Consider the following 16095-nt stretch of genomic DNA (forward strand, 5'->3'; position numbering starts at 1 on the left):
CTCGCAAAGCCCGCTAAAGGCGGTTTGGAAGCGCGGCAAGGAAAAATGACAAAATGTTCATGCACGGCCGGATCCTGAAAGCCGGCCCTTTTCCCTCGGGCCGAAGAGTGCGCCCGTTCGTCTGGAGCATGGCGTTCCGAAGCCTTACGGCACTGGTCGGCGGCTATGCCGCGGCGGCCGTGCTGGCGACGTTGATTGCGCGCCTGCTGCCCATCGCGCGCGTCGAAGCGACGAGCTGGGGTATGATCCTGTCGTTCCCGATCTATGCCGGCATCGCCTTGTGGTGCTTCCACGAACATCGGCTTTCGCGAGTAGCGGCCGCAGTGTGGGGCGTCGCGATCTCCGGCGGCGGCCTGCTCTGGTTGCTCGGCGTTCGTCCATGACCTCGGCGGTCGGAACTACGCTGCGCCAGAGCATGGCGTGGATCCACGGCTGGCTAGGGTTGCTGGCGGGATGGATCCTGTTCGCGATGTTCCTGACCGGCACCGCGAGCTATTTCCGGCCCGAGATCACGCAGTGGATGCAGCCGGAATTCCACGCGACGCCTGTGTCGACCGCACACGCCGCGCAGACTGCGGTAACGCACCTGCAACGCGTCGGCGCAGACGACCTGCAATGGTATATCTACCTTCCCGATGCGCGGACTGCGGTCACGCGGATCTTCGAACAGCGCAAGCCGGACCCGAAGGCTGCCAAGCGCCGTGCACCCGAGATCGTGCTCGATCCCGCGACTGGCGACGACGTGCACGCCCGCGAGACACGCGGCGGGGAGCATTTCTATCGCTTCCATTTCCAGCTGCAATTGCCGCATCCCTGGGGACGCTGGCTGGCCGGGCTGTGCGCGATGTTCATGCTCGGCGCGATCGTGTCGGGCGTGATCACGCACAAGCGCATCTTCGCGGACTTCTTCACGCTGCGCTGGAACAAGGGGCAGCGTAGCTGGCTCGACGCGCACAACGTCTCGGCGGTCCTCGCGCTGCCGTACCACGCGATGATCACCTATACCGGGCTGATCACGCTGGTGGCGATGTACATGCCGTGGCCGGTCGTCGCGAACTACGCAATGCCTGCCGATTTCGCGCAAGCCGCGTTCGGCACGCCGACCGAGCGCGAGGCAACGGGTACGCCGGCTCCGCTGGTCGCGATCGGCCCGCTGGTCGCCGATGCGGAGCGGCGCTTCGGTGCGCCCGTGGCGACGGTCGTGGTGCGCAACCCTAACGATGCCGCGAGCACCGTCACGCTGTACCGTCATTCGAGCGCGTCGCTCAACGGACGCGGGCCGTCGGTCACCTATGCGGGCAGCGACGGACGGTTCCTGGAGGGCGCCGCCGATGTTGGGCCCGCGCTCGCCACTGCGGGCGTGATGCTCGGGCTGCACGTCGCGCAGTTCGCGGGCCCGGCGTTGCGCTGGGCGTATTTCGTGCTGGGGCTGACCGGCGCGGCGATGGTCGGAACCGGGCTGCTGCTGTGGACCGCCAAGCGTCGCAAGCCGGGTGCGACGCCGTTCTTCGGACTGAAGCTGGTCGAGCGGCTGAACATCGGCGTCATCGCCGGCCTGCCGATCGGGATGGCCGCCTATCTGCTCGCCAACCGCCTGATCCCGGCCGACGCCGCGAACCGCGCCGACGCCGAAGTCGCGACGATGTTCTGGCTATGGGGCGGCGTTGCGGTCCTCCAGTTGCTACGGCCGGCGCGCCGCGCGTGGACCGAGGGGTTCGCGATCGGCGCGCTCGCGTTCGCGGCGATCCCGGTGGCCGATACGCTCACCACATCGCGTGGGCTGCCCGGATCGATGCTGTCCGGCGACACGCTGTTCGCAGCATTCGACGTCGCCATGCTCGCGGTCGCCGCGCTGCTGGCGCTCGGTGCATGGCGCTCGGCCCGGAGCAAGCCCGTCGCAAAAATCCGCAAGACACTCTCGGAGACCGTACATGCTTGAAGCCACGATATTGTGCTTCTTCGGCTGGTTGCTGCTCGCGGCGACCGCGTTCAAGTATCGCCGCGACCTCGGTATCGTTGCCCCCTCCGCGATCCGCTCACTGCGAATTGTCGCGGCGCTCGTGCTCGCGGTGGCGCTGTTCCACTGTGGCGCGCCGCTGACCGGCGAGCGGTTCGTGCGGTTCCTGGGTGCGGCGTCGATCGCTGGAGTCGCGCTGGTGATGCTGCTGTCGTTCAAGCCGGTCGAGACGATGCAGCCGGTCCGTATCGCGCTGAAGGTCGCGCGCGTTCGGCGTTGACATCACAGATCGGAACGGGCGCGATCCGCTGACGTTTCAGGGAGATAGCGTCCCGTCGGCACATCCTCCCGAGAAGGACATCACCGTGCGCCGAACCAAAATCTTCGCTCGCCTCTGCACGATCGCCCTTGCGGCATCGGCCCTCACCGCCGGATCCGCTACCGCGCAGACGATCGCGCTGACCGGCGTCCGATTGATCGACGGGCGCGGCGGCGCACCGGTGGACGATGCGACGATTGTGATCGCGAATGGACGGATCGTTGCGGCGGGCAAGGTCGCGGTGCCGGCAGGCGCGGAACGGCACGACTATCGAGGGCGGACCGTGATCCCCGGCCTCGTCTCGGACCATAGCCATGTCGGCCAGGTGAGCGGCACCGAGACGGGCGCAAAGAACTATACCCGCGCCAACATCGTCGCGCAGCTCGCCCAGTATCGCCGCTACGGCGTGACGACGGTGACGGCGCTCGGCAATAACGGTCCGGCGTTCGTCGGGATACGCGCAGACGCGCATGCCGGGCGGATCGACGGCGCGGACCTGTTCGGCGTGATGCAGGGGATCGGCGTTCCCAACGGCGCGCCACCGCAGGCGATGCTGAAGGTCGGGCCCGACCAGCTGTTCCGTCCCTCGACGCCCGAGGAAGCGCGCAGGGCGGTCGCGATGATGGCAGCCGAGAAGACCGATCTCGTGAAGCTGTGGCTCGACGATTTCGGCGGCAGCGTACCGGTCAAGATGAGCCCTGCCATCTACCGCGCGGTGATCGCCGAGGCGCACGCGCGCGGGCTGCGGGTGGCGGCGCATATCCACGATCTCGCCGATGCGGAGGCGATCGTCGCGGCGGGTGCGGACATCATCGCGCACGGTATCCGTGATACGCCGGTGCCCCCTGCGTTCGTCGCGACGCTGAAGGCGAAGGGCATCTGGTACATCGCCACGCTGCAACTCGACGAGGCGACGTTCGCCTGGGCCGATCGCGCACCGTGGACGCAGACGCCGTTCGCCCGCGCCGCGCTGTCGCCTGCCCTCGCGCAACAGGTCGACGATCCGGCGTGGCGTGCCAAGATACTGGCCGACCCGAAGACGGCCGATGCGCGGAAATCGCTGGCGATGAACCTGCGTAACCTGAAGACGCTGTACGACGCCGGCGTGAAGATCGGGTTCGGCACGGACAGCGGAGCAAGTGCAGTGCGCGTGCCCGGCATCGCCGAACACCGCGAACTCGCGCTGATGGTCAAGGCGGGACTGACGCCCGCGCAGGCCTTGCGGGTTGCCACGGCTGCGGGTGCGGACCTGCTCGGATTGCGCGATCGCGGCGTGATCGTGGCCGGAACGCGTGCCGATTTGCTGGTCGTCGATGGCGATCCATCCCGCTCGATCGCCGACGTCGACAAGGTCGTGGAAACTTGGGTCGCAGGACGCGCTGCACCGTTCTAATACGATAGAGAGCGACTTCGGCGGTCAAAAACACGTGCGAAAAGCGTTGGTTACGTGAACCTGCGGGAACGGAAACCCGATCACGCGGTTCTAAGCGGCGAGTGGGGGCACTCGAAACAGGATACCATACCGCATGACCAACCGTTCATCGCGCACGCTGATGGCGCTCGCCACCGCGACCTTGATCACGACATCGGGTATCGCCCTGACGAGCGGCGCGATTGCGCAGTCCGCACGGTCGGTCGATGCGCCACCACCGCCGCCGCCCGCACCGACTGCGACCCAGCCGGCAAAGGCTGCGCCCGACATGCAGGCCGTGCTTGACCAGCTCGCCGCGCTCGGTGGCAAGCCGATCGAGACGCTCACGCCAGCCGTCGCGCGGATGCAGCCGTCGGCAGCCGATGGCGCCAAGCAGGTCATGATCAAGCATGGCCTGTCGGCGACGCCCGACGCGACCGTGACGACGCGCGACGTGCCCTATGGCAGCGACGCGAACCAGTTCGCGCGAATCTACAAGCCGGCATCGCTTGCCAACGCCAAGAACCTGCCGGTCGTCGTCTATTATCACGGCGGCGGCTGGGTGATCGCAACGGTCGACACCTACGACGCGGCACCACGTTTGCTCGCCAAACAGCTCGGCGCGATCGTCGTGTCGGTCGAGTATCGCCATGCACCGGAGTTCAAGTTCCCGGCACAGCATGACGATGCCGCGGCGGCGTATCGCTGGACGCTGCAGAATGCGGCGAGCTGGGGTGGCGATCCACGCAAGATCGCGATCGCAGGCGAGAGCGCCGGCGGCAACCTGGCGGTCGCGACGGCAATCTACGCGCGCGACAATCGCCTGACCACACCGCTGCACATCGTGTCGGTCTATCCGATCGCGAACAGCAGCATGACGCTGCCGTCGCGGATGGATTCGGCGAACGCGAAGCCGCTGAACGGCGCGATGCTCAAGTGGTTCGGCTATTATTACCAGACCACTCCTGCCGATGCTCAGGACCCGCGGTTGAACCTCGTGAAGGCAAACCTGCGCGGCCTGCCGCCGACGACGATCATCAACGCGCAGATCGATCCGCTGCGCTCCGATGGCGAGACGTTGGCAGCGGCTATGCGCGCGGCTGGCGACAAGGTCGAGCAGCGCACCTTCCCGGGTGTGACGCACGAATTCTTCGGAATGGGCATGGTCGTCCGCGGTGCGCAGGATGCGAACATGCTGGCGATCGTGCGGCTGAAGGCAGCATTCGCTGCCAAGCCTAAGCGTTGATCGAGATGGGCCGGGGTGAAGCGGATCACCTCGGCCCTTTTGTTGCTGCTCCGCTCAAGCCGGTTGGCCAATTGCGAACATCCGCAAGTTACCCGCACGACTATTGATAAGTACCCGTTATCAACGACTTTCGACTCATCAAGCTCGTTGATGTAGGATAGTTTTATCTACATAACCCGGTTAGTTGATATTTCTCTAATATCGGTATTCCGCCAATATTAGGACAGCTTACTCAGAGAGTTACGTCTTAACTTGAGCATGAAGCACAATTTAATTACAAATCGGCCTGATATTTGATACTCAGTCTATTGGAAGCGGGGCCGATAGATGAACGTTCAAGTCATGGTTGCGGGCGTTATACTCGTTGCCGCCATTGCAGGCGTGGTGCGGTGGCAACAAAAGCTTGCGCGTACCAGACGTTACGGCGCGCGGCGCCATCGGCATCGCAAGCCGATCAAACGCGACAACTGGGCAACGAAACTGCTGCGGGAAAATCCCGCAAGACGCCTGATGGAGCGACGCCATTACCGGTCGCCGGGCAAGACCGACCAGACATTGTAATCTTGCAACCGCGGCCGACAAGGGTCGAAGACTTCTAGCAGCCGTAGAAGACCTTGCCGGCCGATCCGGTATCCTACCGCTCGCGTGTCGCGGCGAAGCGGATCTTAGCGTAGCGCTCGGCAATATAGTTCACTTCCCAGGCGCTCTTGGCGAGGAAGACGGGGTTGCCGTCGCGGTCCTTGGCCATCGCGCCGCGGTTGATCTCGGCGAAGGTCTTGAGTTCGAGCGGATCTTCCGCCGATATCCAGCGGGCGGTCTCGTAAGGGGCAGGTTCGAGGCCGGCAGCCACCTTGTATTCCGCGTCGAGGCGCGAAAGCAGCACTTCGAGCTGCAGCTGGCCCACCACGCCGATAATCCAGTTCGAGCCGATGTCGGGATAGAACACCTGCGTGACCCCCTCCTCGGCCATGTCGTCCAAGGCCTTGCGCAACTGCTTTGTCTTGGTGAAGTCCTTGAGCACGACGCGACGCAGGATTTCGGGCGCGAAGTTCGGCAGGCCGGTGAAGCGGATCGTGGCCTTCTCGCTGAGCGTGTCGCCGACCCGGAGCGTGCCGTGGTTGGGGATGCCGATGATGTCGCCGGGGAACGCCTCGTCCGCCAGCTCACGATTCTGCGCGAAGAACAGGATGGGGGAATGGACCGCGATCGGCTTGCCGTGGCCGGTCGGGGTGAGCTTCATGCCGCGCTTGAACACGCCAGAGCATAGCCGCATGAACGCGATGCGGTCGCGGTGGTTGGGGTCCATGTTCGCCTGCACCTTGAACACGAAGCCGGTGACTTCGGGCTCGTCCGGCGAGACGGGCGCAGGCTCGGCCGGCTGCGCGCGCGGGGGCGGGGCGTAGTCGGCGAGCGCGGCGATCAGTTCGGCGACACCGAAGTCCTTCAGCGCGGACCCGAAATAGACCGGCGTCAAATTGCCCGCACGATAGGCCTCGGGGTCGAAGCTCGAATAGCCGCCCTGGGCGAGTTCGGCCTCGTCGTTCAGGCGGATCATGGCTTCGGGGCTGAGGATCTTGGCGAGGTCGGGATCAACGATGCCGGTGAACGGGATCGCCTTGCCCATGAATTCGCGGCTGTCGCCTTCGGGGCGGCTCAGCGTGTTGGCGTAGAGATCGTAGACGCCCTCGAACTCGCCGCCCATGCCGACCGGCCAGCTCATCGGGCACACGTCGAGCTGGAGCATCTCGGCCACCTCGTCGAGCAACGAGAACGGATCGCGGCCCTCGCGGTCGACCTTGTTGACGAAGGTGATGATCGGCACGTTGCGCAGGCGGCAGACCTCGAACAGTTTCCGCGTCTGCGGCTCGATGCCCTTGGCGGCGTCGATCACCATGACCGCCGAGTCGACTGCGGTCAGCGTGCGATACGTGTCCTCGGAAAAGTCTTCGTGGCCCGGCGTGTCGAGCAGGTTGAAGGTGATGCCCTGGCGCTCGAACGTCATCACCGACGACGTGACCGAGATCCCGCGCTGCTGCTCGATCTTCATCCAGTCCGAGCGCGCGCGACGGGTCTGGCCGCGCGCCTTCACCTCGCCGGCGAGATGGATCGCGCCGCCGAAATAGAGGAGCTTCTCGGTCAGCGTGGTCTTGCCGGCATCGGGATGCGAGATGATCGCGAAGGTGCGGCGGGGGAATTGGGTCATGGCGTGGGTCCGGTGAGCCGAGTCGTCGGACTTGGCTGGGAAAAGAAGGTTAGGCCGGGTTAGGCCAAGATGCAGTCCGCGCGAGGTACGGCGGGATGCAGTGGGAAAACGCGGCGGGCTTGGCGCCGCTCTTGGCAGATGTGAGGCGTGGAGGACAGAGGGGCGTGCGAGCGAGGCTGTGTTGCCGTGCGGCGCGAGCACCTCTTGGTGTCCTATAGGGAACGCTAGGTTTGCCCGAACCGGAACGCTCTCCCCTCCCTGAAAGGGAGGGGTTGGGGGGTGGGTCGGTCAGCTTTGACCGCGACCGTGCCGTGATACGGAAACCGACCCACCCCCCGCCCCTCCCTTTCAGGGAGGGGAGTTCGTCAGTGCTCCTGGACCAGCGTCACGCTCATTTCGATGCGCTTCGTGCCGCCGGCGGGGATCTCGAACACGCCGGGTTTGTCGCGATAATCGCCGGTATAGCCTTCGGGGTCGGCGATACCGTGCCAGGGTTCGACGCAGACATAGGCCGCGCCGGGCTTGGTCCAGATGCCGAGCTTGGGCGTGTCGGGGAAGGCGATCCTCAGCTGCAGGCCGGACTCGGTGCCATAGGAGACGGCGTCGGAGTGGACCGGGTCCCACACCAGCGCATCCTTGGCGAACAGTTCGTCGCGCAAGGCGATGACGCGGTCCTCGACCGGTGAGGGGCGTTCGTCGACCGCGATCTGGCCGTCGGGGCTGATCGCCTTCAGCTTGCCCGGTTCGTCGGCGTCGAACGTGATGCGGTGGTCTGCGCGCGGCTCGCCGTAGGGGAGCGGCCAGGCGAAGGCGGGGTGGAAGCCGAAGCTTGCCGGCATCGCAGCGTCGGTGCGATTGAGGATATGCGCCTCGAGCGTCAGCGTCGCGCCGTCTAACGTGAAGACGATGTCGAGGGCGAACGCGAACGGGTAGGCCTTCCGGGTTTCCTCGCTGTCGGTGAGGCGGAAGGTGGCGGAGGTTTCCGACTGCGCGATCACGTCGAACGTCGAATGACGCGCGAAACCGTGCTTCTGCATCGGGTAGGCCTGGCCGTCGAGGCGGATGACGCCTTCGTTGACGACACCGACGACGGGGAAGAGGATCGGGGCGTGACCGGTCCAGAACGCCGGGTCGGCGTTGGTCATCAGCTCGCGGCCATCGGCGTCGTGGAGATGGGTGAGCTCGGCCCCGTGCGGGTTGATCTGCGCGGTGAGGTGGTCGTTGGCGATCGTGATCAGGTCGGTCATGGGGTTCCTTCCTTCGAGTGTCGTGCCCTCACCCTCGCCGCCTTCGGCGTCTCTCCCTCTCCCCTCGGGGGAGAGGGAAGGGGCCCGCGGCTGCTTAGCCGTGGGAAGGGTGAGGGCACGCTTATGCGCGCAGGCTCGCGCCTTGCTTGGCTGCCGCGGCGACGACCTTGTCGGCAATCGCCTTGATTTCTTCGTCGGTGAAGCTCTTGGCGGTCGGCTGCAGGACGATCTCGACCGCGACCGACTTGTGGCCGTCCTCGACTCCTGCCCCGGTGAACACGTCGAACACGCGGGCCGAGACGATCGCGACCTTGTCGGCGCCCTTGACCGCTCGGACCAGCGTGTCGGTGGCGAGCGCCGCCGGCACGAGGAAGGCGAAGTCGCGGCGGACGGCTTGCAGCGCCGGCGGCGTGTAGGCCGGACGCGCGAAACCGGTGGCGCGCTTTGGCGGGATCGCGTCGAGGTAGACTTCTACCGCGGCAACCGCGCCGTCGAGGTCGAATGCTTTCAGCACCGACGGATGGAGCATGCCGAAGCTTGCCAGAACCGTCTTCGGCCCGAGGCGTAGCGTGCCGGACTGGCCGGGGTGCCATGCATCGCCGGCCTCCCCCATCACTTGCAGGTTATCGACCGGCGCGCCCGAGGCCGCGAGAAGCGCTAAAGCTTCGGCCTTGGCGTCATACGCATCGAAGCTCGCCGCCTTGCCCTCGCGCCAACCGCGCGGGCGGCGGTCGCCGGCGAGGACTACGCCTAGCGTCGCGCGCTCGGCGTCGGCCAGGTAGCGGCGGCCGATCTCGAACAGGCGGACGCTCTGCTGGCCACGCTTGAGGTTGCGGCCGGTTGCTGCGAGCAAACCAGGGAGCAGCGATGGGCGCATGACTTTCAGGTCTTCGCTGATCGGGTTGGCGAGCGTCCACGCGCCGCCGCCGAACGGTGCGGCTTCGGCTTCGGAAAGGAAGCTCCACGTTACCGCCTCGTCGAGCCCTCGGGCGGCCGCCGCGCGCCGCGCCCTACGTTCGAGCTTCTGCTCGGGCGTGGCGGTCGGCTTGGCGACGCCGGGCATGCGGGGGAGCGGCGTCGAGGGGATATTGTCGATGCCCTCGATGCGGACGACTTCCTCGACGAGGTCGGCGGGGCCGTCGACGTCGCGGCGCCACGTCGGGACCGTGACCGGCCATTTGCCCTCGATCGTCGAGAACAACGCGTCGCTGAACGCGTCGGCGGACTGGATCGCGCCGATCGTAAAGCCGAGCGACAACAATGTGTGCGCCTGGCGTTCGGGGGCGACGTGGAGGCCGCCGAGGTCGGCGCTGAGGCGGGGGTCGTAGTGGATTACGCGCGGTTCGAGCGGGGGTTCACCCGAGCGGGTGACGTCGCTGGCCGTGCCGCCGCAGATGTGGAGGACCAGCGCGGTAGCGATCGCGAGGCCGTCTTCGAGGAAAGCCGGATCGACGCCGCGTTCGAAGCGGCTGCGCGCGTCGGAGGTGAGCGTCAGCTTCTGGCCGGTGCGGGCGATGTGGTCGGGATCGAAATACGCGCATTCGATCAGGACGTCGGTGGTGTCCGCCGAGACGCCAGAATGCTCGCCGCCCATGATGCCGCCGATGTCATGCACGGCCGCGGCGTCGGCGATGACGGTCATGGTCGCGTCGAGCGTGTAGGTCTTGCCGTTGAGCGCGACGACCTGCTCGCCGTCCTTTGCCTTGCGCGCGACGAGGCCGCCGGAGAGCTTCGCGCGGTCGTAGACGTGCAGCGGGCGGCCGAGGTCGATCATCAGATAGTTGGTGATGTCGACGAGCGCGGAGATGGGCTTCTGGCCGATCGCGAGCAGGCTGCGGCGCATCCACTCGGGGGAGTCGCCGTTGGTCACGCCGGTGACGGTTTGCGCGAAGAACGCGGGGCAGCCGGCGGTGTCTTTGGTGCGAACGTCCGGAGCTGCGCCCTCACTCGTGAACGCGTCGAACGTCAGCGGCGTAAGCGTGCCGAGGCCGGCGGCGGCGAGGTCGCGCGCGATGCCACGGACGCCCATGCAGTCCTGCCGGTTCGGCGTGATCGCGACGTCGATGACCGGGTCGGTGAGGCCGGCATAATCGGGGTAGGCGGTGCCGATCGGCGCGTCGGCGGGCAGTTCGATGATGCCGTCGTGATCCTCGCCGAGTTCCAGTTCGCGCGTCGAGCACATCATGCCGTTCGATTCGACGCCGCGGATGCTGGCCAGCTTCAACGTCACGTCGAGACCGGGGACGTACGCACCGGGCGCGCCGAACACGCCGACCAGGCCGGCGCGGGCGTTGGGCGCGCCGCAGACGACTTGCAGCGGACCGTTACCGGCATCGACCGACAGGATCTGGAGCTTGTCGGCTTGCGGATGGCGTTCGGCGCTGAGCACCTTGGCGATCTTGAACGCGGCGAGCTTCTCGCCGGGGTTCTCGACGCCTTCGACCTCGAGGCCGATGCGGGTCAGCGCTTCGACGATCTGGTCGAGCGTGGCGGTGGTTTCGAGGTGCTGCTTGAGCCAGCTGAGGGTGAACTTCATGCGCCGACTCCGCCGGACAAGGTGGGGACGTCGAGGCTCGAAAAGCCGTAATGCTTGAGCCAGCGGATATCGCCGTCGAAGAACGGGCGGAGGTCGTCCATGCCGTATTTGAGCATCGCCAGCCGGTCGATGCCGCAGCCGAACGCGAACCCCTGCCATTCGTCGGGGTCGAGCCCGCAGGCTTCGATGACCTTGCGGTGGACCATGCCCGAGCCGAGGATCTCAAGCCAGCCATCGGGCTCGGCGCCGCCGACGACGCGCTTGCCCTTCACCAGTGTGTAGCCGACGTCGATCTCGACCGACGGCTCGGTGAACGGGAAGTAGCTGGGGCGCAGGCGGAGCACGATGTCGTCGCGCTCGAAGAACGCCTTCACGAAGGTTTCGAGCGTCCACTTCAGATGGCCGAGCGTGATGCCCTTGTCGATGACGAGGCCCTCGACCTGGTGGAACATCGGCGTGTGCGTCGCGTCGGAGTCCGACCGGTAGGTGCGGCCGGGGGCGATGATGCGGATCGGCGGTTTCTGGCTCAACATCGTGCGGATCTGGACCGGCGAGGTGTGCGTGCGGAGCAGAGTCCGCTTCGTGCGGGCCGCGTCGTCGGCAAAGCCGTCGCCGTCGGACGACGGGCTTTGCCCGTCGCCGGCCGTTCTCGGTTCCTCGAAATAGAAAGTGTCGTGCATCGCCCGCGCGGGATGCGTCTCGGGGATGTTGAGCGCAGTGAAATTATGCCAGTCGGTCTCGATCTCGGGCCCCGTTGCGACCGCGAAGCCGAGGTCGGCGAAGATTTCGGCGAGTTCGTCCATAACCTGGCTGACCGGGTGGATCGTGCCGGCGGGCGTGGCGTCGGCGGGGAGTGTCATGTCGAGCGTTTCGCTGGCGAGGCGCGCGTCTAGGGCGGCGCGTTCGAGCGTGGCCTTGCGCTCGGCGATGCCGTTGGCCACTGCCTCACGCAGCCCCTGGATCTGCGGGCCCTGCACGAGGCGTTCTTCCGGCGTCATCTTGCCGAGCGTCTTGAGCAGCGCGGTGATCGCGCCCTGCTTGCCGAGCGCCTCGACCCGGCACGCATCGAGCGCATCGAGCCCGGATGCGGCGGCGATCGCCGTCAGCATGTGGTCGCGCATCTGGTTCAGGTCTTGCGTCACGTCATACTCCCAGGGCGGGTTCGGTTAGGCGGGGCAGCCCGAGGCCGATACCCAGATCGTCCCAATTTTCGTTGCGCGTTTCGATCAGCTCGATCTTCCACGCTCTTCGCCAGTCCTTCAGCCGCTTCTCGCGAACGATCGCGGCCTCCATCGTGTCGAACATCTCGTAATAGGCGAGACGCTTGATGCCGTACCGGCGAGTGAAGCCGGGGATCAACCCCTCTCGGTGCTGAACGAGGCGTGCGAGGAGATTCGATGTCACGCCGATGTAGAGCGTGCCGTGGCGGCGGGAGTGGAGGATGTAGACGCACGGCTGGAAGGTTTCGCGCATTTTCGTGCTCCCCTGTGCCCGTGTGCCGGATCGTTTGATCCATCATCAACACCCCCGTCATCCCGGCGGACGCCGGGACCCACGGTAGCGGGCCGGGTGATGGTAGCACGTTATTGCCGGGTCCGCCGTAACCGTGGGTCCCGGCGTTCGCCGGGATGACGGATAGGGGGTTGGGGACCACGGAAGTTCGGGAACTCAGGTATTTACCCACCCCAAACGCAGAAAGGGCGCCGGTGGTCTCCCACCGACGCCCTCCCGAAACTCAACCTCAGTCGCGAATTACGCGGCTTGTGGCAGAGCCGCCTTCACCTGGGCGACGATCGCGCTGAATGCAGCGCCCTCGTGCATGGCGATGTCGGCCAGGACCTTACGGTCGAGTTCGATCCCTGCAAGCTTCACGCCGTGCATGAACTGCGAATACGTCAGACCCTCGGCGCGGACGCCGGCGTTGATGCGCTGGATCCAGAGGCCACGGAACGTGCGCTTCTTAACCTTGCGGTCGCGGTAAGCGTACTGTCCGGCCTTCTCGACGGCCTGACGGGCGATGCGGATGGTGTTCTTGCGACGGCCATAATAGCCCTTCGCCTGAACCAAAATACGCTTGTGCTTGGCGCGGGTGGTAACACCCCGTTTTACGCGTGCCATTGTCTAATTCCTTCTCAGCTCAACGCAGGCCGTAAGGCGCCCAGGCCTTCACTGCTGCGGTATCGGCCTTCGACAGCAGCTTGGTGCCGCGGTTCTGACGGATGTACTTGCCGTTATGATGCGCCAGACGGTGACGCTTGCCGGCGACGCCGTGCTTGAGCAGGCCGGTGGCGGTGAGCTTGAAGCGTTTCTTGACGCCGCTCTTGGTCTTCAGCTTGGGCATTTTTATCCTTTCGGTTACGAAGGAGGACGCTGAAATCGCCGCGGCAGCCCACACTGGCCGGGCGATTCGTCGAACGCGTTCCCTTCGAGGAAGCGGGGCCGATAGCTGCATTGATCGGGAATATCAACCGCTGTGGAACTGCCGCCGCAGCCATGCGATAGGGCTTGCATGGACGACAGCCCGACGCAGCCGATCGACGCCCCCTCCCCGGCACCCGAACCCGTCGACTCGCAAAAACGTCGCAAGCGGCGGATACTGCGCAACATCCTGCTCGGGATCGTCGCGGTCATCGTCGCGATCTGGCTCGTGCTGTACATCACCAAGGGGCGCTTCCTGAAGCATCCGTTCGAGCGCGTCGTCGGCTCGCTCACGCACCGGACGCTCACCGTGCGCGGCGATTTCCAGCTGTACTTCGCGCCGTTCCGTATCAAGCTGTACGCGGAGAACTTCACGCTCTCGAACCCCGACTGGGCGAGCAGGCCGAACCTGTTCCAGGCGGACAAGCTGGACACGCGGATCGCGCCGCTGTCGCTGATTTTCGGGAAGCGGCGGCTGTACTGGCTCGACCTCGTCAACGGCGCGGTCGATCTCGAGTGGAACGCGGCACATTCGGCCAACACCTGGACGTTCTCGAACAAGAAGGGCGGCAAGCCGCTGGAGTTTCCGCGGATCGACGTGGCGACCGTGACGGGCACGACGGTGCGCTATCTCGATCCGCGGATGCGCGTGCTGGCGGACCTCAAGGTTGCAGACATCCGCTCGGTCGATGCGACGATCGGCCGTGCGGTCGGGTTGACGGGCAAGGGGCGGTTGCGCGAGACGCCGTTCACCGTGACCGCGCAGTTGCTGTCGCCGGACGCGACCGCCAATCGCGGGCAGAACAAGCTGGTTGCGCGGGCGCGGGCGGCGGGGAACATCATCGACGTCGCGGGCACGCTGCCGAGCATTGCCGATGTCGAGAACGTGCCGCTCGCCGTCACCGCGCGCGGCGCGAACCTGTCGACGCTGCTGGGGGTGATCGACGTCGCGATCCCGAATACGCGGACCTACAAACTGCGCGCGCAGCTCATCAAGCAGGGCGACGAATACGCCTTCACGCACCTGCGCGGCTTTGCGGGCCGGACCGATCTCGCGGGCAAGCTGACGATTACCAACGGCGCGCGCATCCATCTCGATTCGGTGCTCACGACCAAGAGCCTCGACATCATCGATGCGGCACCGTTCATCGGTTTCAATCCCGACATCGTCGAAACGAAGGGCGCGGTGGCCGCCGCCGCCGCGACGGGCGCCGCACCGCAACGCCTGTTGCCCGACGGTAACCTGCCGGTCGCGACGATGCAGATCTTCGATGCCGACCTGAAATGGACGATCGGCACGGTGAAGTCGCGCAACCTGCCGATCTCGAACATCGACCTAACGCTCGACCTAGAGCGGGGGCGGTTGGCGCTGTCGCCGCTGACCTTCTCGATGGCGCGCGGCAACGTGGCCTCGGACGTCATCTTCGATACGCGCGCACGGCCGAGCGCGGTGTCGTACGACATCCGGCTTGCGCCGACACCACTGGGGCGGCTTCTCAAGGGCTATGGCCTGACCGAGGCCGGGACGACCGGGACCGTAAAGGGTCGCATCAAGCTCGACGGACGCGGCGACTCGATCCATGATTCGCTGGCGTCGTCGCGCGGACGGATCGCGTTCGTGCTGCCGTCTGGCGCGCTTTCGGTGCGCAACGTGCAGCTTGCAGAACTCGACATCGGCACGTTCGCCCAGCGGATGTTCCAGGGGAAGCTGGACGAGCCCGTACAGATCAATTGCGGGCTGATCGGCTTTACCGTGCGCGGCGGCGTTGCGGCGGCGGACCCGATCCTGATCGATACGCGCAAGAACGTGATCGTCGGCCGCGGCGGTTTCAGCTTCCGCAACGAAGCGGTCGACTTGGCCTTCCGTGCGGATTCGAAGAAGTTCAGTCTGTTTGCGGGGCAGTCGCCGGTCGGGGTCGGCGGTTTGTTCGCGGCGCCGAAGCTCAACGTGATCTCGAAGGACCTGCTTGCGCGGGTCGGCAGCGGGCTCGGGCTGGCGCTGGTGGCGACGCCGGTCGCGGGAATTCTCGCGTTCGTCGATGTCGGCGATGCGAAGTCTACCGCGTGCGGGCCTGTCCTCTCCGGGGCTACGGCGGCGGCGCAGCGGACGACCAAGGGCCAGCCGCGTGATGACGTAGGGCATGGGACGACCGCCAAGGCTGAGGACGGGAAGACGAATGCTGCGGAGAAGAAGGGACAGCGGAAGAAGTTTTTGGGGATCTTCTGAGGGCGCGGGGAGATGGTACGCCCCCCTTCCCTAGCTCGCTTTTTCTAGCGTCACGCGAGCGCCGGCTCGATGGCTGGGCGCTTTTAAAGGGCTAGCGTTGTGTGTCCGTGGGTCCCGGCGTCCGCCGGGATGACGGATGGGGGTGTGAGCGGAGCTCGGTGGTGGACATGCGGGTCGGATGTTGCCCGTGGTAGGTTGTTGCCGGTGCCCGTTGCTGCCTGTGGCCGGTTGCAGCCTGTGGCCGGTTGCAGCCTGTGGCCGGTGTCGCACGTAGGTGTGAAATACATACGCTGCTGGAGCTGGATAGCGGCTTGGCTACGACGCAGCCGTCGCTCAGCACTTACTCCTCACCACACCAACCCCGTCACCCCGGCGGACGCCGGGGCCCATGGTTGGGTCCGCTCAGAGGGCTAGCGCTCCGTGTCCGTGGGTCCCGGCGTCCGCCGGGATGACGGATGGGGGTGTTGATGTGGGGGCGTTGCGGTTTGCGATGACGCCTTTTTGATCCCTTCCCACTTGCGAGAAGGACTG

General features: G+C 66.0%; 14 protein-coding genes. 7 read left to right on the top strand and 7 right to left on the bottom strand.

Going from position 1 to position 16095, the window contains the following annotated elements; translation table 11 throughout:
• Positions 1–128: 128 nt before the first annotated feature.
• From J4O76_RS15290 to J4O76_RS15315, 6 genes are all read left to right on the top strand, one after another.
• Complete coding sequence (locus tag J4O76_RS15290) at positions 129–383, top strand: hypothetical protein (RefSeq protein WP_426282716.1); 255 nt, start codon at positions 129–131, stop codon at positions 381–383.
• Positions 380–1939 (top strand): PepSY-associated TM helix domain-containing protein, encoded by a 1560-nt coding sequence (locus J4O76_RS15295; protein WP_426282717.1) that lies wholly within the window; start codon positions 380–382, stop codon positions 1937–1939. The genes J4O76_RS15290 and J4O76_RS15295 overlap by 4 nt, the downstream gene beginning before the upstream one ends.
• Entirely contained in the window at positions 1932–2237 is a 306-nt protein-coding gene (locus J4O76_RS15300; protein ID WP_426282718.1) for a hypothetical protein, read from the top strand. The genes J4O76_RS15295 and J4O76_RS15300 overlap by 8 nt, the downstream gene beginning before the upstream one ends.
• 85 nt (positions 2238–2322) lie before the next feature.
• Complete coding sequence (locus J4O76_RS15305) at positions 2323–3669, top strand: amidohydrolase family protein (RefSeq protein ID WP_426282719.1); 1347 nt, start codon at positions 2323–2325, stop codon at positions 3667–3669.
• Positions 3670–3802: 133 nt separating this feature from the next.
• On the top strand, positions 3803–4933 hold the full coding sequence (locus J4O76_RS15310; RefSeq protein ID WP_426282720.1) for an alpha/beta hydrolase: 1131 nt from the start codon (positions 3803–3805) through the stop codon (positions 4931–4933).
• A gap of 327 nt (positions 4934–5260) precedes the next feature.
• Positions 5261–5494 carry a hypothetical protein gene (locus J4O76_RS15315; protein WP_136189153.1) on the top strand — a complete coding sequence of 78 codons (234 nt, stop codon included), beginning with the start codon at positions 5261–5263 and terminating at the stop codon, positions 5492–5494.
• 73 nt (positions 5495–5567) lie between these two features.
• Here the strand turns inward: J4O76_RS15315 and J4O76_RS15320 are convergent, their stop codons facing one another.
• The 7 genes from J4O76_RS15320 to rpmI form a co-directional block, all read right to left on the bottom strand.
• On the bottom strand, positions 5568–7136 hold the full coding sequence (locus J4O76_RS15320) for a peptide chain release factor 3 (protein WP_426282721.1): 1569 nt from the start codon (positions 7134–7136) through the stop codon (positions 5568–5570).
• Positions 7137–7501: 365 nt separating this feature from the next.
• Positions 7502–8383, bottom strand: coding sequence for an aldose 1-epimerase family protein (locus J4O76_RS15325; RefSeq protein WP_426282722.1), 882 nt, complete (start codon positions 8381–8383; stop codon positions 7502–7504).
• A 121-nt stretch (positions 8384–8504) separates the two neighbouring features.
• Positions 8505–10919, bottom strand: a complete 2415-nt coding sequence (pheT, locus tag J4O76_RS15330; RefSeq protein ID WP_426282723.1) for a phenylalanine--tRNA ligase subunit beta — start codon at positions 10917–10919, stop codon at positions 8505–8507.
• Positions 10916–12040, bottom strand: coding sequence for a phenylalanine--tRNA ligase subunit alpha (gene pheS / locus J4O76_RS15335; protein ID WP_426282921.1), 1125 nt, complete (start codon positions 12038–12040; stop codon positions 10916–10918). The genes pheT and pheS overlap by 4 nt, the downstream gene beginning before the upstream one ends.
• 22 nt (positions 12041–12062) lie before the next feature.
• The gene (locus J4O76_RS15340; RefSeq protein WP_426282725.1) at positions 12063–12392 is read right to left on the bottom strand and encodes a GIY-YIG nuclease family protein; all 330 of its coding nucleotides are present in this window, start codon (positions 12390–12392) and stop codon (positions 12063–12065) included.
• 279 nt (positions 12393–12671) lie between these two features.
• Positions 12672–13037: a 50S ribosomal protein L20 gene (rplT, locus tag J4O76_RS15345; RefSeq protein WP_056054375.1), complete on the bottom strand. Its 366-nt coding sequence runs from the start codon at positions 13035–13037 to the stop codon at positions 12672–12674.
• A 19-nt stretch (positions 13038–13056) separates the two neighbouring features.
• Complete coding sequence (gene rpmI / locus J4O76_RS15350) at positions 13057–13260, bottom strand: 50S ribosomal protein L35 (RefSeq protein ID WP_031395289.1); 204 nt, start codon at positions 13258–13260, stop codon at positions 13057–13059.
• 168 nt (positions 13261–13428) lie between these two features.
• Here rpmI and J4O76_RS15355 point away from each other — a divergent pair, with 168 nt between their 5' ends.
• Positions 13429–15564 (top strand): AsmA family protein, encoded by a 2136-nt coding sequence (locus J4O76_RS15355; protein WP_426282728.1) that lies wholly within the window; start codon positions 13429–13431, stop codon positions 15562–15564.
• Positions 15565–16095: the final 531 nt, after the last annotated feature.

Source organism: Sphingomonas sp. NFX23, from assembly GCF_049887795.1.
Lineage (GTDB): Bacteria > Pseudomonadota > Alphaproteobacteria > Sphingomonadales > Sphingomonadaceae > Sphingomonas.